We start from the raw sequence: 23,919 nt of genomic DNA on the forward strand, positions 1-23,919 counted from the left end.
AGCAGAACATGGAACACATGGCATGGAAGGGCCGCATCAAGCCCGGCTGCAAGGCCGAATACCAGAAGCGTCACGCAGAAATTTGGCCAGAGATGGTCAAGGTGCTGAAAGACGCCGGTATCTGCAATTACAGCATCTTCTACTGCAACGATGAGCTGTTCGGCTACTATGAGTGCGAAAAGGGCGTGGCCTACGCCGAAAAGGTGCAGGCCGAAAGCCCGGTGGTTGACCGCTGGAACGAGTATATGAAGGACATTCTGGAACTGGAAATGGACCCCGTGACCGGCGCACAGCCCAAGCTGGAACAGGTATTCCGGCTGGATTAAGCGACACTGTCCGATAAAACCAAATTGACTAGAGCCATCCGTAATAAGAACACGGGTGGCTCTTTTTGCTTGCGTTCAAACAATGTTGCACGTTTCAAAAGCACCAACGAATATAAAAAATTATTTATATGTAGAAAAATAGCCAAAAATATTGTATGATTTAACAGGACGATGTTAAAAAGAACAAAATTGTATACAACACAAGCGCAAGATTGTTTGAATTTTTGACTTCATTCGCAATTCTTTGCGAGAAAGTCTGTCCAAGAGTCGCTATACTTATAACCAGAAAGTTGCACCGGAAAAGCAAAAACTTTAGGAGGAATGACAATGAAAAAGACATCAAAAATCTTGTTGACCGTCATTGTCGTCGTGTTGCTGGGAATTGGAATTTCCACCTTTTTCAAGGTAAACGGCAGCATTGGCAGTGACAAGATCCAGCTCCGGCTGGCACACGGTCAGGCGGGCGATTCCGAGATCGGCGGCACGATCGCATATCTGTCCGATCTGGTGGCCGAAGATGAGAGCATGAACATGGAGGTTTCCATCTATCCCAGCGGTGTTCTGGGTTCCGAAACTGCCATGGTCGAACTGGTACAGGCCGGCGTTCTGGACATGGCAAAGATCAGTGCCGGTACGCTGGGACAGTTCGATGACCGCTACACCATCTTCTCGCTGCCGTATCTGTTCAAAGGGCAGGAACATTACTACAATGCAATGGCAAACAGTGAAGCTATCCGCGAACTGTTCAACGCCACGGAAGATGCCGGCTATATCGCGATCGGATATTATTGCAACGGTGCGCGCAACTTCTATCTGAAAGACGATATTGCAGTGACTTCTCCCGAAGTGCTGAAAGGCAAGAAGATCCGCTCTATGGTCAGTTCCACTTCCATGGATATGATCGAAGCAATGGGCGGTTCGCCCGTTCCCATGTCCGCAAGCGAGACCTACACCTCTTTGCAGCAGGGCATCGTGGACGGTGCCGAGAACACCGAACTGGCTCTGACCGTTGATAAGCACGAGGAGATCGTCAAGTCCTACACCTACACCGAGCATCAGTACACCCCCGATATCTACATCATCAGCACGAAAGTCTGGAACAAGCTCTCCAAGGAGCAGCAGGATTATCTGCTGGAGTGCTTCAGCAAACTGAATGACAACTTCGTACAGAAGTACAATCAGATGATGGACGATGCCATGGTCGAGGCAGAAAGCTACGGTGTCCATGTCTACCGCGACATCGACAAGACTCCGTTTATCGAAGCTGTGCAGCCCATTCACCAGAACTTCCTTGCAAAAGGCGAGTCCTACCAGAAGCTGTACGATGATATCCAGAGCTATGCGGAGGATACAGACAAATGAAAGTTTTGAATAAGATTTTGAGTTCCGTTCTTGCCTTCATGGTGGCGGCGATGGTCGTTGTCTGCTGCTGGCAGGTCATTACCCGCTTTGTTCTGGGCAATCCCAGCAAATACACCGAAGAGATCCTGCGTTTCGCACTGATCTGGCTGACTATGCTGGGTGCGCCGTATGCCTACGGTGCCAAGCAGCATCTGGCCATTGACCTGCTGGTCAAGGGTTTTGAACCCGCTGGTCAGCACCGCACCCAGATCTTTGTAGAGTTCGTTGTTCTGGCACTGAGTGCTGCGGTCTTTGTTGCAGGCGGCATCGCCGTCACGATGAACGCCCACGGCCAGATCTCGGCGGCAATGAAGCTGCCCATGGAGTGCTACTACGCCTGCATTCCCATCGGCGGTGCGCTGATGATCCTTTACAGCCTGAACAATCTGTATCATCTCTTCCGGGATAAAAACAAGGAGGTCGCTTAAATGGAACTGCAAGCCGCTATCCTTCTGGTGGTCAGCTTCGCGCTGTTGCTGATGTTCAGCGTACCTGTTTCGTACAGCATCGTTGCATCCGCATTTATCACCATCACCGCTTTCCTGACCCCGCAATTCGGTATGTTCGTTTCCGCCCAGAAAGTCATCGCGGGCATTGACAGTCTGTCCTTGATCGCCGTTCCATTCTTCATCTTAGCCGGTCTGCTGATGAGCAACGGCGGCATCGCGCACCGATTGGTTGACTTAGCCATGCTGGTTCTGCGCCGGGTTCCCGGTGCGCTGGCTCTGACCAACGCCGCTGGCAACGCAATGTTCGGTTCTATTTCTGGTTCTGGTATCGCAGCGGCTACCGCCATCGGCGGCGTTATGCTCCCCATGGAAAAAGAGGAAGGCTATGACGAAGGCTTCTCCGCTGCCATGAACGTGGCTACCGCTCCGGTTGGCCAGCTGATTCCTCCCACGACCGCATTTATCGTCTACTCCACTGCCAGCGGCGGCACTTCCGTCGCTACCCTGTTCATGGCTGGCTGGATTCCCGGTCTGCTGTGGACTGCCGCCTGCATGGTCGTTGGTTATTTCATCGCAAAGAAATACGGCTACATCCGTAAGGGCGAGAAAGCCAAGAAGCTGAGTGCCAGCGAAACCTTGCAGACCATCTGGCGCGCCATCCCCAGCCTGCTGCTCATCGTCATCATCATCGGCGGCATCCTGTCCGGTGTGTTCAGCCCCACGGAGGCTTCCGCTGTGGCTGTTGCCTACGCTTTCATCCTGTCGGTGTTCATCTATAAATCCATCGACCTGAAGGATATGCCCCGTATTCTGGTTCAGACCGCAAACATGACCACCGTTGTCATGCTCATCATCGGTGCATCTTCCGTCCTGAGCTTTGTTCTGAGTTTCACCGGCCTGCCTGCTGCCATCAGCAAGATGGTTCTGGGCATTTCGGACAACAAGTACGTCCTGCTGCTCATTCTGAACATCTTCCTGCTGATCGTCGGCACCTTCATGGATATGGCACCGGCTCTGCTGATCTTCACCCCGATCTTCCTGCCCATTGTCCGCACCTTCGGTATGAGCGATGTGCAGTTCGGCGTTATGATGGTCATGAATCTGGCGGTCGGCACCATCACTCCTCCCGTTGGCAACGTCCTGTTCGTGGGCTGTTCGCTGGCAAAGCAGCGTCTGGAGAACGTGATGAAGAGTCTGGTTCCGTTCTTCGTGGCAATTTTCATCTCCCTGATGCTGGTCACTTACATTCCCGCTCTGAGCGAGTGGCTGCCTACCACGCTGGGCCTGATGTAAGCCCCTCAGTGCAAATGCTTGTCAAACCTGAACAGATATGACATAATCAAGGCGAAGGTTCCTGCGGCAGTTGCCGCAGGGATGCCGCCTGTTCAGGAGAAAAGGAGCATTTCATGGAAACAACGTGGCTGCACAGCATGGTTCAGGGCGATGCGACCCAGTATTACCGCAAACGAAACGGCATTATGGTGGAACACATGGTTCGTCCGGCAAACTTTGATATGCGGTACAACCACTTCCATCAGGAGTACGAAATTTATCTCCTGCTCCGTGGGCGGCGGCAGATGTTCTTTGAGAACCGCGCCTATGAAGCACAGGCTGGAAACCTGATCCTTGTGGACAGCGGCCAGATCCATATGTCCCATTCCATTGTGGGTGACCCGGAGTCCGAATACGAGCGCGTGATCCTCTATGTGGACCGGGATATTGTGGAAAAGGTCGATAAGATGTTCCCGGAACTGAAGATCGGTGCGTTCTTCCACAAGCACTACGGCATTTACGAACTGACCCCGAAGCAGACAGCGAACACCAGTCGATTGTTTCTGCAAATCATGGAGGAACTGGACAAGGCAGAGCCTATGAGCCAGACTGCCATCCTTTCAGAGTTGATTCTGGGCTTCATCCACTTTCGGCGCAGCAATCAGCAGGTCGCCTGTCTGAATGATGTGCAGGAGGGCAAGGCAAGCGGCGGAAAGTTCGATGCCGTTTATCAGGTCGCTGATTATATTTCCGACCACTTTCAGGAATCGCTTTCACTGGACAGCCTTGCCGAGCAGTTCTATATCAGCAAGTATTATCTGAGCCGTTCCTTTCATGAAGTGACTGGCTTCGGCATCAACGAATACGTCAACATCCTGCGGGTAAAAAAGGCGCAGAGCCTGTTGGAAACGACAACGCTTTCCGTTTCCGAGATCGCAAGCCGTACCGGGTTTGAGAGCATCACCTATCTGGGGCGTGTGTTCAAGAAATATCAGCACGTTACGCCTGCACAATATCGCAAATCGCTTACTTCAACCAATCAAAACAGCACAGATAAATGAGGTGTTTTTTGTGGCAAACGAAATCAAAAAAGAACTGATCCAGAAGAAGCTGGATCTCGTCATTCAGAAGCTGATGCACCTTGGTGCCCCCGAAAACGAGGACACTTTGAAAGAAGGCGGCGAGGCCATCGGATTTTTCAGCCGTGACTTCGGCATCAAGGAGTGGGACTGGCCGCAGGGCATCGGCCTGTACGGACTGCTCAAAATTGCCAAGATGCAGGATTCGGAGGAATACCGCACCTTCCTGCACGACTGGTTCAAGGAGAATATTGCGCAGGGTCTGCCTTCCCGCAATATCAATACGACCACTCCGCTGCTGACCCTGTGTGAACTGAACGAGATCTACCACGACCCTGAGTTTGAAGCTCTCTGTCTGGACTGGGCAAAGTGGCTGATGGAGTGCATCCCACGCACCCGTGAGGGCGGTTTCCAGCACGTCACCAGTGCCAACGGCGACCGTCAGGGCGTTCGTCTGAACGAGAGCGAAATGTGGATCGACACCCTGTTCATGACCGTCCTGTTCCTGAACCGGATGGGCCAGAAGTACGGCAAGCAGGAGTGGATCGATGAATCCATCAAGCAGGTGCTGATGCACATCAAGTATCTGTACGATACCCACACCGGCCTGTTCTTCCACGGCTGGTCGTTCAATCGGATGGACAACTTCGGCGGCGTGTTCTGGTGCCGCGGCAACAGCTGGTTCACGCTGGGTATTCTGGACTATCTGGATATGTTCAAGGGTACGCTGAATCAGGGGGTCAAGGCGTTCATTCTGGACACCTACAAAGCACAGGTTCGTGCGCTGCGTGACCTGCAGGGCGAGGACGGCCTGTGGCACACCGTTCTGGACGACCCCACCAGCTACGAAGAAACTTCCGGTTCTGCTGCCATCACCGCTGGCATCCTGAAGGGCATCCGCATGGGGATTCTGGATGATTCCTACCTGCCTTGCGCCCAGAAAGCCATCCGCGCCATCCTCAAGAACATCGACACCGATGGTACGGTGCTGAAAGTGTCCGGCGGCACCGGCATGGGCTATGACCGCGACCACTACAAGAACATTCTGATTGCTCCCATGGCATACGGCCAGTCGCTGACCATCCTTGCACTGGTGGAAGCACTGGAAACCTTTGAATGATATTTCACTGACCTTTATGGAGGACTACTATTATGGCTATCTGCACTCCCAAATCCTTTGACCTGACCGGCAAGGTCGCACTCATTACCGGCGCATCCTACGGCATCGGCATGGCCATTGCAAAGGCACTGGCCGCGAATGGTGCGACTATCGTGTTCAACGACATCAAGCAGGAACTGGTGGACAATGGCATCGCTGCTTATGAAGAAGCCGGCATCAAGGCTCACGGTTATGTCTGCGATGTTACCGACGAGGACGCCGTCAACGCCATGGTTGCCAAGATCACCGAGGAAGTCGGCCACATCAACATTCTGGTCAACAACGCCGGCATCATCAAGCGCATCCCCATGACTGAGATGAGCGCAGCACAGTTCCGTCAGGTCATTGATGTTGACCTGAACGCGCCCTTCATCGTGGCAAAGGCCATCATCCCTGACATGATCGCACAGGGCGGCGGCAAGATCATCAACATCTGCTCCATGATGAGCGAACTGGGCCGCGAAACGGTTTCTGCTTACGCTGCCGCAAAAGGCGGTCTGAAGATGCTGACCAAGAACATTGCTTCTGAGTACGGTGCTTACAACATCCAGTGCAACGGCATTGGCCCCGGCTACATTGCTACCCCGCAGACCGCACCTCTGCGCGAAATTCAGCCCGATGGAAGCCGTCATCCCTTCGACCAGTTTATCGTGGCCAAGACCCCTGCAGGCCGCTGGGGTGAAGCCGAAGATCTGGGTGGCCCTGCCGTGTTCCTCGCATCCGAGGCATCCGATTTTGTCAATGGCCTGATCCTGTACGTTGATGGCGGCATCCTCGCTTACATCGGCAAGCAGCCCCAGTAAAGAAAGGCACCTGCTATGAAGATTGGCTGCCGTGCCCACGATTATGGCAAGCACCCGGCGCAGGAACTGGCATTGATTCTGCACAACGCTGGTTATCAGGCTGCACAGGTCGCTGTGCCAAAGGCCATTGAGGGCATCAACGATTATCAACATATCTCGCCGGAACAGTTGGAAACCCTTCGGAGTGGTTTTTCCGCCCATCAGGTCGAGATCTCTGTGCTGGGCTGTTATCAGGACTTGAGCGACCCGGACGCAGAAAAACGTGCCGCTGCTGTGCAGAATGTCTGCCGCGTTCTGGGCTGGCAGCATCTTGCAGGCGGTCGCTGCGTCGGCAGTGAAACTTCCTATCTGCATCTGGATGCAGAGGAACGCGCTGCACGGCGCGAATGGATGTTCGACAGCGTTCTCCGCATCGTGGAAACCGCTGCAAAAACAGACGCCATCTTTGCGGTGGAACCGGTCTATTGGCACCCACTGGACAGCATGGAAGTGGTTCAGCAGCTGATTGACCGTGTAGCCGACCCGGAGCATCTGCACTTCATCTTCGACCCGGCCAATGTACTGGAAAACCACAACATTCCCCATCAGGCAAAGCTGTGGAATGACTGGCTCTCCCTGATTGGTTCTCGCATTGATGTGATCCACGTCAAAGACTTTACCTACGGTTCTACGGGAACTTACAATACTTATGGGCCTTGCCCGCTGGGAAAAGGCTGCATCCAGTATGATGCCATCTCCAAATGGCTGCATCAGCAGAACCGGGACATTCCGCTCCTTCGGGAAGAAGTCATCCTGAACTGTGCCGCAGAGGACATTGCCTTTATGTCTGCCCTCTGAACCTTCATTTCAAACCCATCCGCATTTTGCTTTCTTCATTTTCTCCTTCATCATGCGCTCTCCCATTCGTGGGAGGGCGTCTTTGTTTTTATCCACCTGTGATTCTTGATAGAATGAAAAATTATTGATATAGACGCTGGGAAAAGCGGCTTCTATAATGGAGCCAGAAAGAACTTCGGAAGGGAGAATCCAGCATGAAAGTACATTGCTTACAAGGACGGACGGCAAGCGGCTTTGTGACCTTCGGTGGTGTCTGGGAAAAGGGCGAGGTTCCGGCTGCATCGTTCCAGCTGACAGCACCAGATGGCAAACCATTGCCGCTGCAGAGCAAGCCCATGGCATTCTGGCCGGATGGCAGCATCAAATGGAGTGCGCATACCACCGATGCCGCACTGATGAAAGAGGGCGCGGAACTTTTGCCCACCCTCAAAGAACAGCCTGACAGCGGCATCCAGATCATAAAAGGCTCGGATGCCTGTACACTGGATACCGGCGTACTCCGGCTGAACGTTCCTCTGGGAGAAACCCTGCGCTGTGATTTTCTGGCGCAGGATATTTCTGTTTCCGGAAGAAAGGCCGCACACAAGGTCTACCCGGTCTTTCTGCTGGAACGCCGGAACGAAACGGAAGATGTGCTGGAAACACGGGTGCAGAAGTTCCACGGTGTGATTCAAAAGGCTGTTCTGGAAGAAGTCGGCCCTTTGCAGGCGACCATTGCATTTTACGGAGAGAACACGCCCGGCGAGTGTTGCTCCATGCCCTTTGTGATACGGCTCTCGGTCTGGAAGGGCAGCGCAGAAATGCGCTTTGTCCACACCTTCCTGTTTGACGGTGTGGAACAGTGGGATTTTCTCAAAGGAATGGGCATCCGATTTGAAACAGTGCTTTCCAGCACGGCGTACACCCGTCATGTGCAATATCTGCAAGAGGACAAAGTGTTCCATGAATGTCCGCAGAATCTGGATTCCCGGTTTCCACATCTTGGGCCGGAAGTCCGTCAGGCACAACTGAACGGCGAGATTTCTGCTGCAAATGCGTCAGAGGATATGAAACAGGCCGCGCAGGATATTCCCATCTGGCGTCAGTATCATCTGGTGCAGGACAGCGACCGGCATTATGCTATCTTCAAAGCGACCCATACTGCGTGCTGCCGCATCCGCGCACAGGAGGGTGCAAGAGCACCGGGCGTTATGGCACTGACCGGAGAGAACGGCGGCGTGATGGCAGGCATCCGGGATTTCTGGCAGAAATATCCCGGTGGTCTTGCCGCAGATGCGCTGAATCAGGAAAATGCGCAGCTGACTTTGTGGTTCTATTCGCCCTTGCAGGAAGCCTACGATTTCCGGCATTATGACACCAAAAGTCATCCTATGACCTGCTACGAGGGTTTTGAAGATTTACGCCCCAGTGCCTACGGCATCGGCGTGACCAGCGAATGCCGGGTGCAGTTCACGGACAGCCTGCCCTCCGAACAGCAGCTCCGGCGGTTTGCCGACCGACTGCAAAAGCCACCGGTCGTTGTAGCAGACCCGACGTATTACCACGAAAAACGCGCGTTTGGCTATTGGGGGCTTCCGCATTCCGAAACAAAGGCCGGGGAGCAGTTGGAAACTGCCCTTAACCGGGCATTCTTGTTCTATCAGCGCGAAGTAGAAGCACGGCATTGGTACGGCCTGTTTGACTACGGCGATGTAATGCACACCTACGACCCGGTGCGCCATTGCTGGAAGTATGATATTGGCGGCTATGCGTGGCAGAACACAGAACTGGTGCCGACCTACTGGCTGTGGCTCTACTTCCTGCACACCGGACGTGAGGATGTTTTCAGCCTTGCCGAAGCCATGAGCCGACACGCATCAGAAGTGGACACCTACCACTTTGGCCCGCTCAAGGGGCTGGGTTCTCGCCATAATGTGCGACACTGGGGCTGCTCCTGCAAAGAACCGCGTATCGGCATGGCGGGACACCACCGTTTTCTATTCTATCTGACCGGGGACGCACGACTTGGCGAGGTCATGGAAGACGTGAAAGATGCCGATGTTTCCATGAGCCAGAATCCGCACAGCATGGAAAAGCGGTCAGACGGTGTTGTTGTTCCCTCCGCCCGCAGCGGGCCGGACTGGTCGAGTTATGTGTCGAACTGGATGACCCACTATGAGCGGACACTGGATGAAACCTACCGGCGCAAAATTGAGACCGGCATCCGTGACATTGCCGCCACGCCATACGGCTTTGCATCCGGGCCGGACTATTACTATGATCCGGAAAACGGGCATTTAATCTACCATGGCGAGATTGAAAATACTCCAAACCAGCATTTGCAGATCTGCATGGGTGGGCCGCAGATCTGGCTGGAAACTGCCGACTTGTTGGAAGACGATACCTTAAAAACACTGTTGACCCGACTGGGCAAGTTCTATTATCTCCCGGTAGAAGAAAAGACCAGACTGACCCACGGGCAAATCATGAACCGTCCTTTCAGTTGGCCGATGTTTGCCACGGCAGTTTCGGCATTCAGTGCGGCAAGCACCCACGACGCGGAACTTGCAAAGAAAACATGGGCTGTCCTGATGGAAAGTGTTCCGCAGAACGCTGGAACAGATGCCTTTACACCCCATTCCTATGTGAACGGTTTTGCCGCAGAGGGCCCGTATCAGGAGATTCCCGGCATCTCGACCAACTGGGTATCGCAATGGTGTCTGAATGCGCTGATGTGTCTGGAATTTATCCCGGATGCAATGCCGCAGGATGGTTTTATAGAACTGAAGCCACCCGTTTCCTCCAACCAATAAGATGAAAAGATCCCATGTCCAGACCAAAATATGGTGTAGGACATGGGATTTTTCGTAGATGCACTCGGATAGAAAAAGCTTATATCAACTGAAACTTTGTCCATTTCTGAGATTTATAACGCCAAATGAAAATCGCACCGCGGAATACAAGATCCATGCTCATACCTATGGCAACTCCGATAACACCCCAGCCGAAATACAGACCAAACAGGGCCGAGAAAAGCAGCCGTGCGCCAATCGTCAACGAAATGGAAACGACCATCGTAAAGGTGACATCACCTGCTGCGCGCAGGCCATTGCCTAAGCTCCCGGCAAAAGGATAGGCAAGACCGTTAAAGATGTTGTTGATAAGTACCAGCCAGATGACCAGCGACTTTGCCTCCGGCGAAATAGCCGAATACCGCACGATGAGCGGTGTCAGGGCGAACACAAAGGCGTTCCACAAAATCGACAGTACCAGCGTGATACGATTCAGCTTTTTGAAATAAAAATTGGCGGCATCAATATCCCGTGCGCCCATACACTGCCCAATGACCGTGGTATACACGGGAGCCATTGCCAGCCCCATAATAGATGCTAGCGACCAGATACTTTGCGCCACACCGTTTGCTGCGATCTGGTAGGTGCCGAACAATGCAACCATGCTGGAAAGGGCTACCTTGACCAATTGATGCACCCCGTTTTCCAGACCGTTGGGCAGTGCAATCCCCATGATTTTCTTCTGCGTACCGCCATCCCATGCCAGAATATCCGGGCCGTGATACTGCACAGCGTTTGTCTTCTGAAAGCAGAAAGCGGTAACGGCTACCGCTGAAAGGGTGCGAGAAATGAGCGATGGCCAAGCCACACCAGCCGCTCCTAGATGCAGTCCGAACACACCCACGCAGTTGCCCACCACATTGATGATATTGGTCACAAGGGAGATATACATGGTCACATTGGTCTTACCAATGCTGCGGCAGAGGGCGGCACCAGCATCATAAACCGCCAAGGCTGGAAGCGACAGTGTGGTGATAAACAGATAGGATTCGCAAGCCGCCATGACATCCGGCTCGATCTGCCCGAACAGAAGCCGCAGGAGCGGCTTGCGGAAACACAGGATGAGTATGGTCAAGGTCGCTGAAATCAGGCAGGAAATCGTCAGCAGCTGACCGGCAGCTCTGGACGCCATCTTTTTATCGTCACAGCCGATATACTGGCTGATAATGACCGCACCGCCCGCCGAAAGAGCCGTAAACAGGAAAATCATCACCGTGTTAAAGGACGTCACCAGCGATACGCCCGAAACATCCGCTTCGCTGGAAAAGCTGACCACAAAAGTGTCCGCGATTCCCACGAACATCAGAAGAAACTGTTCAATGAACAGTGGAAAGATCAGATTTCTTAAATCCTTGTTGGAAAACATTTTTACGCCTCGTATTCCCTCACAAGAGCTTTCTGGCAGCGGTTCAGCATCCGCTGAGCCTTGCTCATATCCCAATCGCAGTAGTCTGTCGCAATCATGGCTGCGATACCATGGGTGTGCATCCAAAGCTGGTCGTGCAGTTCATCGGCGGCGGCTCGGTCAAGATGGTACTGCTCCATCAGTTCGTCTATGGTACGGTCAATTATGGGCAAAAGCACCTGTTTCATTTCGGCAAATGCCTGTGACCTCATGAATAAGAACCGGAACAGTTCCGGCTGCTGCCTGGCAAGACAAATGTACTCGATGCCGTACAGATGCACCCGTGTTGAACCGCACTCTTTCTGCATCAGTTCGACAAACTTGTTCACTGCTGTTGGAATCAGTTCTTTGCGCAGTGCATCCATATTGTCAAACGACAGATAAATCGGCTGGGTAGAGCATCCCAGTTCTGCGGCAAGGCTTTTTACATTGACAGCTTCCGTTCCGCCTTCCATCAGCACCCGGAGGGCTGCACCAAGGATCATTTCTTTTGTCACCTGTTTCTTTGCAGGCATTGTTCTGTCACTTCTTTCGATAAATCAATTTATCAATAACTGCATTTATTTTATTCTTCTGCTGGATTTTGTCAAGAGGTCTGTATAGCGTTTACGGTTCCGTATGCCAACCTCGCAATCATAGATTCAATAATGTAAATATTAAGTTTGTTCCATATAACCTTTCTGCAATATTTGATAAAATGCAAACTTATTAAAATTGACGGTGACGGTGGTAGCGTTTATACTTATAAAAGATTATTTATCTAAAAGTATTTAATTTGAAGGGCGGTGAATCTCCTAAAATAGCAGCATTATCAAAAGAACCCGGAGGTTAAAAGCAAATGGCATCTCATGTATTGGGAATTGGATATACACAAAGTACGGCCACCATCGCCAAAATCGGCATTTGGAAACAGCTTGGACTGGAACTGGACTGCACAGATGATTTTGATCACGCAGTTTGTATGCTCAGCAACAGGAATTATATCTGTGTTGCGATCTGTACAAGGGCGGTTTCAGAGGAACAGATTGAAACGCTGCAGAAAATCCAGACGATTCCAATCATTGTTACTTCTCCTGATATAATTTGTAACTATGTGCAGCCTACGGAGAGCGAAGTGCGCATTCCCGAAGAATGTCCGTTGCAATGCGAACACAAATCCACTGTGATCAAGGTCAAAAATCTGCAAATCTGCCTTGAACAGCGTTCGGTGAGCATTGATGGCGTGGCTGTTGACCTGACGGAAAAAGAGTTTGATATTCTGGCATTGCTTCTGCTGAACCAGAAGCAGGTATTCACGCATGAAATGATGATGGATGCCATCTGGCATAACGATTCTGCTTTTTACTCTCGTAATGCACTGTCCAGCCATATCAGCAACCTTAAAAAGAAACTGAAACATTTCTCGGATGTTGCAGACCTGATTAAGAGCATCCGTGGCATCGGCTATAAATTTGAACCGTAAGAATTTTCTTGGGCAAACCTTATGCAAGACTAAACCATATCGAAGAATTCATTTGGTATCATCTACCTGAAAATGGGGAGAGTTTTTCCTAATTCACATGATGATACGCCAAGAGCAGCGAAACGTCATGTTTCGCTGCTTTTTTCTTTGCAAAAAGAAAGACACCAGATGCTCACAGCATCCGATGCCTTACTTTGCATGATTCAGTTCGTCGATTCGCCGACAGATGTCGATCAGCTTTTCGGCTTCGCTCTCTGTCTTTCCGCGAAAGAAGTCATAAACACACTTTGGCACTGCATTCGGCGTTGCCGTTTCTGGGAACACGAGTGCATCCAAACTGATGTTCAGTTCCTTTGCCAGAAGAATGACCGTTTCCATCTTTGGATTGCTGCGGCAGATCTCCGCCTGCATAACAGTGCGGTGACTCATGCCCAATTTTTCGGCAAGCTGCTTCTGGGTCAGACCTCTGGCTTCTCGCTCTGCACGAACTTTTGCACCAAACTCATCCAGTGGATTGTTCATCAAAGCTCACCTCATATTCATTCTAATTCGTTCCGGTAGTTTGATAAATCACCACAAGAGTGACTTGAAGTGATCTCAAGATTACTTGCTAAACACGGGCAACCCAAAAAGAGGTGACAAAGGTGAAAATCTGTATAGATTGGATATTTAGGTTCTGCAAAGAACCGAGCAATATTCACATTAAAAATATCTTATGACGGTAAGCTGCAGCTCTTGAAGTGAGTTGCAGCTTATTTATTTGCTATCAAAACTCACACAAAAAATATCGAATGCCTGAGATGCATTAAGGGCTGAGGATACTTATACCGCTTTCCATCTTCGGATGGAAAACAGTGTCGGTACCCTTTTCTTTAGTGCATCTCTTTTTTGTTGCCAAGAAAAGCCCGCAAACTGTCCTGCAGTGAAGTGTCCTCAACCTCCGCATCCGGCGGAAAGGACACTTCATGTTTCTTTTTGCCCGTTTTTCGTGGCTGGAACTGGCCGCACGGTATCCCTAGCAACTTCGAATTTTCGACTTTTCACGTTTTATCGAAAATTTGGAGGTTTAACATGGGCTTCAACTATGGCCTGGAAAAAAAGAACTTTGACCGTCAGTGGACTATCATTCGCAAACAGTATGAGGACGCTGGCATGAGCAGCGAAGCAATTCAGGCAATGTATGAGTATGACTGGTCTGTTTTCAATGCTGCGCGTTCTTACCAGAACCATACGCAGGAGATTGCTGCCCCTTCCTTTGAGCAGGGCGAAGAATCCTATTCGCCCCTTATGAACAAGTATAAGGAAGCCATTTCCATTACCGAACACTACCACGAAACTAAGAGCCGCTTTACATGGATTGGAGGGATTGAAGATGAAAAATTACTCTTTGCTCTCGAAAACCTGAACGATGAGGACTTGGAAATTTTAACCTTGTATGTTTATGAAGGTTATAACACTGTTGAATTATCGAAAGCATATCGCATTGCACAGCAAAATATAAGCAAGCGAATTTTGAAAATCACTAAATTTTTGAAGAACTTTTATTTTCAGGGTGTAGAATGACCATTTTCGATGCCTACCAAGTGAGGGGACAATTTCAAAAGCGGCTCCCACTGCTGGCAAAATGTCCACACTCACGAACCTTGAAAATTGAAGAGTTCAGTTGTTCGGTACTTCGATAATGATACTTCCGTAATTCGCGGCCCGGTCAGAATGTAGGCGGGGTGGCTGAAATGCCAATGAAGCGGTACAAGTCCGCTGCCGAATGATTCCCCACTCGCAGGGAGCCGAGGGCGAATATGCGAGACCTTAACATATTTTATCAGGAGCGGCCGAATGCTGTTTTTGGTCTTCGGTCACTCCTGTTCTTTTACATATTTATCCGCCATTCACTTTTTCAAACACGGAGGACTACTCAAATGGATGAGTTGAATCCTACGGTGCGCGAACAGGAGATATACGAGGAGATGGAACTGACCCCGGAAATGATCAAGTCCATCCGAACCCTCTGTGCGACCTGTCTGCGGCATTTCGTAGAGGCTAAGGCTTTCAAAATCGCTCTTGTGCCGAGCGCAGACAAGAGCATGGATGTATGCACCGTCTGCCAGACCCGGCGCGGTCACGATTACGTTGTCATGCACCGCTGATGCGGGTGCTTCATTCCAATCACCGGGGAGGTGATTCGTACCGTATAAATAAAACCGCTTTCATATTTTAACAGAAGCCCGCTGCCTAGGAGGTACAGCGGGCTTCTTACATATCCAAACGGAGGTTTCGCAATTGGAATCAACTTTAAAATTCCAACGCGGAGACATCTATTTCATTCGACTGGACAGCAGCACAGGTTCCGAGCAAAGCGGAACCCGCCCTGCGGTCATCCTGCAAAACGATGTGGGCAATACCTATTCACCGACTTTGATCGTTGCGACTTTGACAAGTAAGACAGAAAAGAAAGCTGCGCAGCCGACCCATTGTCTGGTGGAACCGGAAAAGCTGGAGCCTTCCATCGTTCAAGCTGAGCAGATCTTCACCATTGACAAGAGCCGTGTCCAGAATTTTGCAGGACACCTCACCCCGGAAGAAATGAGCCGGGTCGATGATGCTGTGAAGATCAGCCTTGCCCTGAACCCGATGGGGAGCATCCAGAAGCTGAAACCAATCATCCGCTCCACAGCAGCTTACGCGCCGCCTGAAACGGTTGATGGAAAGCCGCCTGTCTATCCCTACACGCCCATCAAATCCGATTTTGAGGACGCAGGGACGGTCGAAGAAATGATGTTATACACCGAACTGCAATCCGCTGTTCATGCCATGATCCAGCAGCTCGAATACAGCTTCACCTTTAATCCCAGCCTGCTCACCAGCCCGAAGCGTAAGAAGCAGGTGGCTGAGATTTTGACCGAAGCCGAAAAATACATTTGGCGAATCAAGGAGGAAATGCGATGCGCCTGAAAAACGACACGAACAATTTTGCCGCTTCTTTCAATATCACCCCGCCTTACCAGATGATGGTGATTCACAGTAGTAAGCTGATCTATCCTCGTGAGGTCTATCAGCGGCGAGTACATCGCAGTCAGGTGGAACTGATTGCCACCGACTTTAACGAGTATATCGCCAACGAGCCGAAAGTCAGCTTCCGCAACGGCAGATATTATGTGGTGGACGGTCAGCACACCATCGAGGGGCGCATTCTCCGCAATGGCGGCAAGGATTTGCCGATTCTCTGCAAGGTCTACACCGGCTTGACGATGGAGCAGGAAGCCCTGTTCTTTGCTGAGCAGAACGGCCACTCCGCACCCCTGACGGCGGGCATCAAGCTGCGCGCCAAGGTCGTGGGCGGCGATGCTCCGTCCAAAGCGTTTCTCGCAGCCACCAACCGGGTGGGTCTGGCGTTCAATTATGACAGCCTGCAGCTGAGCGACTACCGTATCAGCTGCGTGGGCACCGCTCTCAAGCTGTACAACCAGATGGGCGAGAAGATCTACTGCGAATCCCTGCGGCTGATCGTGGCTGCGTGGGACGGTAAGCCCGATTCGTTCCGTGCATCTGTCCTGCGGGGCGTGATGCACTTCGTGGAACTGTATCATGGTGAGTTCAGCGAAGAACGGCTCGTCCGTGCGCTGGGCAGCGTCCATCCTATGGAGATCTACCGTGTCGGCAGAGATAATCCCGCCAAGCTGCCCGGATGGAAGAAATACGTTTTCCCCATCTACATGGCCTACAACGGCAAAGGTCGCAAGGACGCTCTGCCGATGAAGTTCTAAAATCAAGCATATCCCCTTGGCAATATGGGCGGCATCTGTATAAATGCCGCCCATATATTACATATAGTATCTTCTTGTGCCTTATAAACATAATGAACATATTGAACTGAAATGGAGCGAACTACGATGAGTGAAATTGCATCCTGCACGTTGATTCAGCAGGACGAACATACTCGTCAGACAGAGAAATATCTGACCATGTTCAAAAAATATCCTGATGTCGTATCGGTTGAGATTCTTCAGGAAATGCTGGGCATCTGCCGCAAGAATGCTTATCTGCTTGTTAAGGAAAACAAGATTCGCTCTGCTCGTGTGGGGCGCAGTTACAAAATCCCGAAACTCTGCGTTGTAGAGTATCTGGTCAATCAAACTTGACCATCAGGAGGGATGCGCGTCCTAAAATCCCTTGCGCCATCCTTGCAAAGCATCCTCGTTTATTCTAAACTATGGGTGCCTAAGAGAGCGGCGTTTAGCTACAGGCAGAAAGGAGCCTTAATATGATAAATGTAGCTGGACACCTGAGAGAACAAAACGGTACATATCAGATGATTCTAAGCTGGAAGGACACGACCGGAAAGCGCAGAACCAAATCAATCAGCACTGGCCTTCCCGTCAAGGGAAACAAAAAGCGGGCTGAATCCCTGTTGCGTCAAACACAAAAGGAGTTCAACCCGGAAACGATGCAGCAGGTCTGCGACCTTCCTGTATCGGAGTATTTCACCCGCTGGCTTCGGGAAAGTGTAATGAGCCTTCCTCCCGAAACTTACGGCAGATATGCTTATGACATGGGTAAAGTTATCATGCCTTACTTTGAAAAGAAGCAGTTGTCCCTGAAAGCTCTCGCTCCGCGCGATCTGGAAACGTTTTTCCGCTATGAACGCCAGCAGGAGGAAGCAACGGTTCAGCAGCTTCTGGATTGGCACAAGGAACTATCCGATGCCTTTCAGTACGCAATTGACAGCAACTGGCTGAAAGTCAACCCCATCAAAGAGGTTGACCCATGCCTTGATAATTCCCCGGTACTTTTCACCGATTTCTTTATGGATTGGTTGAAAATGATGAAGTCGCGTGTAGCAATCACGACCTATGCAAACTATGAAATCGTAATTACACGCAGGATCATTCCTTATTTCAAGCCATTCAATTATACCCTGCAAGATCTTGAGCAGCATCCGAAGTACATCCAAGACTTCTATCAGCATGAGCTGGATCGTGGCGTTACGGCAAACACCGTTATTCACTATCATGCCAACATCCGCAAATGCTTACAGTATGCCTTTCAGATCGGTATGATCCGTTCCAACCCGGCAGACCGCGTTGAACGTCCTCGTAAGGAAAAGTTCAAGTCGGAGGTCTATAAGGCGGAGGAGCTGGAGCAGCTTTTCAAAGTGATTCAGGGTGATCCATCAGAATTTAGTGTCATCATGGCTGCGTTCTATGGACTGCGCCGCAGTGAGATTGTTGGTCTGAAATGGGACGCAATCGATTTTGAGAACAAAACAATCAGTATCCAGCATACAGTCGTTTCCACAAAGGTTGATGGTGTTATGACCGAAGTCGCTCGTGATAGAACCAAAACGAAGTCCAGTTGTCGGACACTTCCCCTTATTCCTGCCTGTGAGCAAATGCTCAATAAGATGAAAAAGGAGCAGGAGTTGAACCGGAAGGTCTGTGGCAAAGACTACTGCACGGACTATCTCGACTATATTTATGTGAACCCTATGGGGCGGCGTATTCGCCCCGACTTTCTGAGCCAACATTTCCCGGATTTTCTGGTAGCACATCAGATGAAGCGCATCCGTTTCCACGATCTGCGCCATAGCTGCGCCAGCCTGCTTTACGCCAATGGCGTAAGCCTGAAAGAAATTCAGGAGTGGCTTGGTCACAGTGATATCAGCACCACCAGCAATATTTATACCCATCTGGACTTCTCCAGTAAGGTATCTTCGGCAAATGCTATCGTCAATATTTTCCCGGAGAACACGAAAGTATGAGCCCTAGTAAAAAAATAAAGCAGTCCAAAAGCCAAAAATAGCTTGAACTGCTTCATTGATGCCGATGGTGGGACTCGAACCCACATGGTTTCCCGAGCGATTTTGAGTCGCTTGCGTCTGCCATTCCGCCACATCGGCTGATATTGATTTTAATGTTCTTTAGCACCGTGTTTGGGAAGTTGGAGGGATGTTCAGGAGGGATGTAGAAAATCTCTCCTCACAAACTACTCAAATTTCATCGCAGTTTCGTGACAATTTCAGAATCGTACACGAAACCACGAAGCGGATTTTGAGTCTACATCGTCTGCCATTCCGACACATCGGCTGATATCATGATTCTGAAAGAACATTGCTATTATAGCGGATTTTCGGAACAAAATCAAGACTGAGTTTCCTGCAGCTGCAAAAATCGAACGTCTGCCGAGAACGGCGGCACCCTGCGCCGTCAGCCGGAAACACTGCCGGAGAGCCGCCCTGCACAGGGAGCAGCCCTCCGGTTTCTTTTTGTCCGGAAGCAAAAAACGAAAGTCCAGTCCTTGCTCACGGGCGCAGGCTGTGTTACACTGTAAAAAACATGGGATACTAGGAGGAGATCACTTTTGAAACATCTGCATCGGTTTGCGCGCCGCGCGGCGGCGTTTGTGCTGGCGGCTGTACTGTGCGTTTGCGTACTGGCCCCGGCGGCTTCGGCAGCGGTCACCATTGGCGGGGCGGATACCACCCTGATCCCTGCCGAGGAGGAAAACTGCCTTGCGTGGCTGTTCGGCTCTTCGGATACCATCACCATGCCCTACCTGAACATCAAGGGACAGGGCCTGCGGCGCAACGTCACGCTGGATCTGGTGGACTGTCTGGTGGGCATCACCTACACCGAGCTGGGGTCCATTGGCAGCTATGTCAGTGCCAGCGCCGCCCAGCAGGCGTGGAAGGCACAGGCTGTGGCCATCCATTCCTATCTGGAATACCACAAGCAGTACGGCTCCTCGTCCAATGCCCTCATCTACACCCCGGTGGATCAGATCCCGTCCTCGGCACGGGAGGCGATCCGCAGGGCGGTGGAGCCGGTGAAGAACGAGGTGCTCACCTATAACGGCAGCGTCTGCGACGCCGTGTGGTCGGCCAGTGCAGGCTACAACACCCAGACCGGCGTATACGGTACCTGTTCCAGCCGGGACGCATGGGGTACCGATGTGCCGTATCTGCAGAGCGTGGAGAGCCCCTACGAGGAGCAGTACCACAACAAGCTGCGCCGGGTCATCGGAAAAGACTATACCTATAAAGAGTACAACGACAGCCGCACCGGTGAGCCCTACGTCAGCGCCGACACCACCCACAAGGATCTGGGCGGCTTTGTGCAGTACAACACCTTTGTGTCCAATGGCCGCAGCTACCGTTATATCGGCCAGTTCGTTTCCTCCCGTTACTGCTTCGACTTTGGCGCGGACGAAAGCGGCACGCCCTGCATGACCTACTACGGCTTCGGCCACGGTGTAGGCATGAGCCAGTGCGGTGCTGTGGGCTACGCACAGGAGCAGGGCATGGGCTACCGGGAGATCCTGCGCCACTACTACACCGGTGCAGGTATTTCCGCTTCCAGCAGTTCCGGTGATGGGTTCTTTGGCTGGCTGCACAGACTGTTCCACTGGTAAACAGCGGAAACCGGCAAAGAAATCCGGCAAAAACCTTCTCAAATCGTGCCGGATTTGGTATACTATAGATTATGTGATTTTTTGAGAGATCATTTTAAGATAAAAAAGTTCCATAGGAGCGGAGATCGGAATGGATCAGGAAAAAGAAACCAAACGACAGGCCGAGCGCTGCCGTGCACTGGCGCAGCGCATCGTGCGGGAGCTGACCCCCGCCAGCATTCAGGTGCTGGGCGGCAGCGGCGCACTGGCCGAAGAACTGGAAAAGACCGGCGCACAGCTGCTGCCGGAGAACGCAGAACTGGGCACCGCTGCCCTGCTGGTGGTGGAGGACCCGGAATGGGTGGACCTGCCCGCACTGCAGTGTGCACAGGTCTTGCTGGTGTGCACCGATGCATCGGCCATGGCTGACTGTGCAAAGCAGCTGGCCGCACAGGGCCTTTACCGTGATTTTGAGTGGAAGAACCGTGGCAAAGCCCAGCAGACCGCGCTGTTCTGCCGCAGCAGTGCAGTGCAGGACGTGCAGCAGTTGCTGGCCGGCTATGAAATGACGCTGGATGAACTGCGGGAGCGGATGCAGCAGGCCGAACGCACCGGCGAAGAGCAGACGGCTCAGCTGGAGCGTCTGCGCAGCGACCTTTCCCTCAGCCGCAGCCACGAGAAGGATCTGGAAAAGACGCTGAACAATGTGACCAGCTCCACCTTCTGGAAGATGAGCTGGCCGCTGCGCTACTTTGTCAGCAAGGGCCGTCAATTGACACACACCTTCCCGCCGTTCGTCTTTTTGGGCCAGCTGCGCCGGGTGGGCATTTCCGGCGTGCGTGCGCAGGCAAAGGCCAAAAAGGAATATGCGAAGCTGTTCCCGGGCAGGACCATGCGCGCCGACCGCTTTGCCAGCGTAGAGCTGCTGGTAAGGCAGGCGGCCGACCAGCCCGCCGCGCCGCGCATCAGCATCGTGGTGCCGCTGTACAATACGCCGCAGCAGTTTCTGGTGGAGCTGCTGGACTCGGTGCAGAACCAGACCTATCAGAACTGGGAGCTCTGCCTTGTGGACGCCGGTCAGGACGAGACCGTGGGCCAGACCGTAGCAGCCCGTGCGGCGGAAGACCCCCGCATCCGTTACCGGAAGCTGGAAAAGAACGAGGGTATTGCGGGCAACACCAATCAGGGCTTTGCACTGGCAACGGGTGAGTTTATCGCCCTGCTGGACCATGACGACATCCTGCACCCGTGTGCTCTGTGGTACGTGGCACAGGCCATTGCCGAACAGGGTGCAGACTTTGTGTACACCGATGAAGTGACCTTTGAGGGCGATATCGACCACCTGACTGTCTACCACTTCAAGCCGGATTATATGCTGGACAATCTGCGCTCCAACAACTATATCTGCCATCTGAGCGTGTTCAGCGCAAAGCTGCTGGCCGCTGTGGGCGGCGATGAGCGCGCTGCGTTCAACGGCAGTCAGGACTACGACCTCTATCTGCGCCTGACCGAAAAGGCGCACAAGATCGTGCATATCCCGCACCTGCTGTACTACTGGCGCTCCAGCCCCACCAGCGTGGCAAGCAACATTTCGGCCAAGACCTACTGTCTGGAAGCTGCGGTCAAGGCCCTGTATGCCCACTACGAGCGTATGGGCATCCCGGTGGACGAGGTGTCCATGATCCCGGGCACGCCGGGCTTTTATAAGACGGACTACACCATCACAAAGCCGGGCCGGGTCAGCATCCTGATCCCCAGCTGCGACCATTCCTCCGACCTGCGTACCTGCGTGGAGTCCATCTGCCGCAAGAGCACCTATGAGGACTTCGAGATCATCGTTATCGAGAACAACAGCAGGGAGCCTGCCACCTTCCGCTGCTATGAAAGGCTGCAGAAGGAACACCGGAACCTGCGGGTGATCACATGGCAGGGCACCGGCTTCAACTACAGCGCCCTGAACAACTTTGGCGCAAGGGAGGCCACCGGCGAATACCTGCTGCTGCTCAACAACGATACGGAGGTCATTTCTCCGCGCTGGATCGAAGAAATGCTCATGTACGCCCAGCAGGACCGTGTAGGCTGCGTGGGCGCAAAGTTGCTCTACCCGGACAACACCATCCAGCACGCAGGCATCGGCTTCGGCTTTTTGACCCTTGCGGCCCACATGCACAAGAACTTCCCGGTGGGCCACCCCGGCTATATGGGACGTCTGGTCTATGCACAGGATGTGTATGCAGTCACTGCTGCCTGCCTGATGGTGCGCAAGAGCGTCTACGAGCAGGTGAACGGTCTGGACGAGAGCTTTGCCGTGGCCTTCAACGATGTGGACTTCTGTGTGCGCGTGCGCGAGGCAGGCTATACCAACGTGTTCACCCCCTTTGCCCAGCTGTACCACTATGAGAGCAAGAGCCGTGGTCTGGACGAGAACCCGGTCAAGCGCAAGCGCTTTATCTCAGAGGTGGAGCGCTTCCAGAAGCGGTGGGCAAAGCAGCTGGCCGCAGGTGACCCCTGCATGAACCCGAACTTTGACCTGATGAAAGAGGACTTCAGCTTTGACATCAAACCGCTGGAGTAAAACCCTCTCAGTCTGCTGTGCAGGCAGCTCTCCCGAAGGGCGAGCTTTATGAGGAATTTTTGATTGAAAAGAGGAACCCCGGTGGAGCTTTCTGCTTGTATCGTAGTTTATAACGGCGCGGATGAAGCGCTCAGGGCGGCACAGACCGTGCTGGACTGCACCCGCCGCCACCCGCTGACACTGTATCTGGTGGACAACGCCAGCCCGGACGGCAGCGGCCAGCGCCTTGCCAAGGCCGCGAAGGACGGCACCCTGCACATCCGCGAGGACCAGAAGGTGGAGGTGCTCTGCCGCACAGAGAACGGCGGCTTCGGCACCGGACACAACACGGTGCTCAGCCTGCTGCACAGCCGGGTGCACTTCATCCTGAACCCGGACATCCAGCTGACGGAGGACACCCTCAGTGACCTTGCGGACTGGATGACGGCGCACCCCGGTGTAGTGATGGCGCGGCCCGCACTTACCTTCCCGGACGGCAGGCCCCAGCGTCTGCCGCTGCGCCGGTGCAGCGTGCGGGCCATGGTGTACCGCCAGCTGCCCTGCCTGAAATTCTGGGCCAGGTACAACGAGCACTATCTGATGGCAGACAGGGACCTGACCAGCCCCACCGAGATCGAGTTTTGCACCGGAAGCTTCTCGGCGGTGGATACCGCAGCCTTCAAGGCCGTGGGCGGCTTTGATGAGGACTACTTCATGTATGTGGAGGACGCCGACCTGACCCAGAAGATGCGCACCCGGGGCAAGGCGTATCTGGTGCCCCAGTACACCGCCATCCATGCATGGCACCGCGCCGCGCACCGCAGCCTGAAGCCTTTTCTGTGGCAGCTGCACAGCCTGCTGCGCTATTTTTCCAAGTGGGGCTTTGCGTGGTAACTCCCCCAGTCAATGCCTGCGGCATTGCCAGCCCCCTCGGAGAGGGGGCCTTTTGGGCGGA

Annotated in this window: 22 protein-coding genes and 1 tRNA gene; 19 read left to right on the forward strand and 4 right to left on the reverse strand. The window is 52.6% G+C overall.

Translation table 11 applies throughout. The annotated features are described in order from the left end of the window. Window positions 1-8: 8 nt before the first annotated feature. From ACKXF9_RS06145 to ACKXF9_RS06185, 9 genes are all read left to right on the forward strand, one after another. Window positions 9-326 carry an L-rhamnose mutarotase gene (locus tag ACKXF9_RS06145; protein ID WP_120021043.1) on the forward strand — a complete coding sequence of 106 codons (318 nt, stop codon included), beginning with the start codon at window positions 9-11 and terminating at the stop codon, window positions 324-326. Window positions 327-653: 327 nt separating this feature from the next. Next, complete coding sequence (gene dctP, locus ACKXF9_RS06150; RefSeq protein ID WP_120021042.1) at window positions 654-1,688, forward strand: TRAP transporter substrate-binding protein DctP; 1,035 nt, start codon at window positions 654-656, stop codon at window positions 1,686-1,688. After that, window positions 1,685-2,155: a TRAP transporter small permease gene (locus ACKXF9_RS06155; RefSeq protein WP_120021041.1), complete on the forward strand. Its 471-nt coding sequence runs from the start codon at window positions 1,685-1,687 to the stop codon at window positions 2,153-2,155. Before dctP ends, ACKXF9_RS06155 begins: the two co-directional genes overlap by 4 nt. Then, window positions 2,156-3,469: a TRAP transporter large permease gene (locus ACKXF9_RS06160; protein WP_120021040.1), complete on the forward strand. Its 1,314-nt coding sequence runs from the start codon at window positions 2,156-2,158 to the stop codon at window positions 3,467-3,469. A gap of 113 nt (window positions 3,470-3,582) precedes the next feature. Continuing rightward, window positions 3,583-4,509, forward strand: a complete 927-nt coding sequence (locus ACKXF9_RS06165; protein WP_418265582.1) for a helix-turn-helix domain-containing protein — start codon at window positions 3,583-3,585, stop codon at window positions 4,507-4,509. Window positions 4,510-4,519: 10 nt separating this feature from the next. Then, entirely contained in the window at window positions 4,520-5,647 is a 1,128-nt protein-coding gene (locus tag ACKXF9_RS06170; RefSeq protein ID WP_207666267.1) for a glycoside hydrolase family 88 protein, read from the forward strand. A 32-nt stretch (window positions 5,648-5,679) separates the two neighbouring features. Continuing rightward, window positions 5,680-6,489, forward strand: coding sequence for a gluconate 5-dehydrogenase (locus tag ACKXF9_RS06175; protein WP_120021037.1), 810 nt, complete (start codon window positions 5,680-5,682; stop codon window positions 6,487-6,489). A gap of 15 nt (window positions 6,490-6,504) precedes the next feature. Then, window positions 6,505-7,326, forward strand: coding sequence for a sugar phosphate isomerase/epimerase family protein (locus ACKXF9_RS06180; RefSeq protein ID WP_418265583.1), 822 nt, complete (start codon window positions 6,505-6,507; stop codon window positions 7,324-7,326). Between the two features lie 194 nt (window positions 7,327-7,520). Beyond that, window positions 7,521-10,118, forward strand: a complete 2,598-nt coding sequence (locus tag ACKXF9_RS06185) for a hypothetical protein (RefSeq protein ID WP_418265584.1) — start codon at window positions 7,521-7,523, stop codon at window positions 10,116-10,118. A 79-nt stretch (window positions 10,119-10,197) separates the two neighbouring features. Here ACKXF9_RS06185 and ACKXF9_RS06190 read toward each other — a convergent pair whose 3' ends face one another. Both ACKXF9_RS06190 and ACKXF9_RS06195 read right to left on the reverse strand, forming a co-directional pair. Then, complete coding sequence (locus ACKXF9_RS06190) at window positions 10,198-11,523, reverse strand: MATE family efflux transporter (RefSeq protein WP_418265585.1); 1,326 nt, start codon at window positions 11,521-11,523, stop codon at window positions 10,198-10,200. A 2-nt stretch (window positions 11,524-11,525) separates the two neighbouring features. Next, the gene (locus ACKXF9_RS06195; RefSeq protein ID WP_120021033.1) at window positions 11,526-12,077 is read right to left on the reverse strand and encodes a TetR/AcrR family transcriptional regulator; all 552 of its coding nucleotides are present in this window, start codon (window positions 12,075-12,077) and stop codon (window positions 11,526-11,528) included. A 323-nt stretch (window positions 12,078-12,400) separates the two neighbouring features. Here ACKXF9_RS06195 and ACKXF9_RS06200 point away from each other — a divergent pair, with 323 nt between their 5' ends. Further along, window positions 12,401-13,024, forward strand: coding sequence for a winged helix-turn-helix domain-containing protein (locus tag ACKXF9_RS06200; protein ID WP_120021032.1), 624 nt, complete (start codon window positions 12,401-12,403; stop codon window positions 13,022-13,024). Between the two features lie 189 nt (window positions 13,025-13,213). Here the strand turns inward: ACKXF9_RS06200 and ACKXF9_RS06205 are convergent, their stop codons facing one another. Next, entirely contained in the window at window positions 13,214-13,546 is a 333-nt protein-coding gene (locus ACKXF9_RS06205; protein WP_120021031.1) for a helix-turn-helix domain-containing protein, read from the reverse strand. 549 nt (window positions 13,547-14,095) lie between these two features. Here ACKXF9_RS06205 and ACKXF9_RS06210 point away from each other — a divergent pair. From ACKXF9_RS06210 to ACKXF9_RS06235, 6 genes are all read left to right on the forward strand, one after another. After that, window positions 14,096-14,587, forward strand: a complete 492-nt coding sequence (locus tag ACKXF9_RS06210; protein ID WP_120021030.1) for a sigma-70 family RNA polymerase sigma factor — start codon at window positions 14,096-14,098, stop codon at window positions 14,585-14,587. 356 nt (window positions 14,588-14,943) lie between these two features. Further along, complete coding sequence (locus ACKXF9_RS06215; RefSeq protein WP_015565159.1) at window positions 14,944-15,171, forward strand: hypothetical protein; 228 nt, start codon at window positions 14,944-14,946, stop codon at window positions 15,169-15,171. A 133-nt stretch (window positions 15,172-15,304) separates the two neighbouring features. After that, the gene (locus tag ACKXF9_RS06220; protein WP_418265586.1) at window positions 15,305-15,976 is read left to right on the forward strand and encodes a type II toxin-antitoxin system PemK/MazF family toxin; all 672 of its coding nucleotides are present in this window, start codon (window positions 15,305-15,307) and stop codon (window positions 15,974-15,976) included. Next, on the forward strand, window positions 15,967-16,788 hold the full coding sequence (locus tag ACKXF9_RS06225) for a DUF6551 family protein (RefSeq protein WP_120021028.1): 822 nt from the start codon (window positions 15,967-15,969) through the stop codon (window positions 16,786-16,788). The genes ACKXF9_RS06220 and ACKXF9_RS06225 overlap by 10 nt, the downstream gene beginning before the upstream one ends. Before the next feature lie 126 nt (window positions 16,789-16,914). Further along, on the forward strand, window positions 16,915-17,163 hold the full coding sequence (locus ACKXF9_RS06230; RefSeq protein WP_120021027.1) for a helix-turn-helix domain-containing protein: 249 nt from the start codon (window positions 16,915-16,917) through the stop codon (window positions 17,161-17,163). A 122-nt stretch (window positions 17,164-17,285) separates the two neighbouring features. Then, entirely contained in the window at window positions 17,286-18,782 is a 1,497-nt protein-coding gene (locus ACKXF9_RS06235; protein ID WP_418265587.1) for a tyrosine-type recombinase/integrase, read from the forward strand. Between the two features lie 59 nt (window positions 18,783-18,841). On the opposite strand, the gene ACKXF9_RS06240 is transcribed toward ACKXF9_RS06235, so the two are convergent. Next, window positions 18,842-18,920: transfer RNA gene (locus ACKXF9_RS06240), tRNA-Leu, on the reverse strand. Between the two features lie 461 nt (window positions 18,921-19,381). Between ACKXF9_RS06240 and ACKXF9_RS06245 the strand changes: the two genes are divergently transcribed. The 3 genes from ACKXF9_RS06245 to ACKXF9_RS06255 all read left to right on the forward strand — a co-directional run bounded on the left by ACKXF9_RS06245 (window position 19,382) and on the right by ACKXF9_RS06255 (window position 23,858). After that, on the forward strand, window positions 19,382-20,431 hold the full coding sequence (locus tag ACKXF9_RS06245; protein WP_418265588.1) for a SpoIID/LytB domain-containing protein: 1,050 nt from the start codon (window positions 19,382-19,384) through the stop codon (window positions 20,429-20,431). 130 nt (window positions 20,432-20,561) lie between these two features. Next, window positions 20,562-22,985, forward strand: coding sequence for a glycosyltransferase family 2 protein (locus ACKXF9_RS06250; RefSeq protein WP_418265589.1), 2,424 nt, complete (start codon window positions 20,562-20,564; stop codon window positions 22,983-22,985). Window positions 22,986-23,048: 63 nt separating this feature from the next. Next, complete coding sequence (locus ACKXF9_RS06255; protein WP_418265590.1) at window positions 23,049-23,858, forward strand: glycosyltransferase; 810 nt, start codon at window positions 23,049-23,051, stop codon at window positions 23,856-23,858. Window positions 23,859-23,919 lie beyond the last annotated feature (61 nt).

Origin of the sequence: Faecalibacterium sp. 9 (genome assembly GCF_048320955.1) — a bacterium.
GTDB lineage: Bacteria > Bacillota > Clostridia > Oscillospirales > Ruminococcaceae > Faecalibacterium > Faecalibacterium wellingii.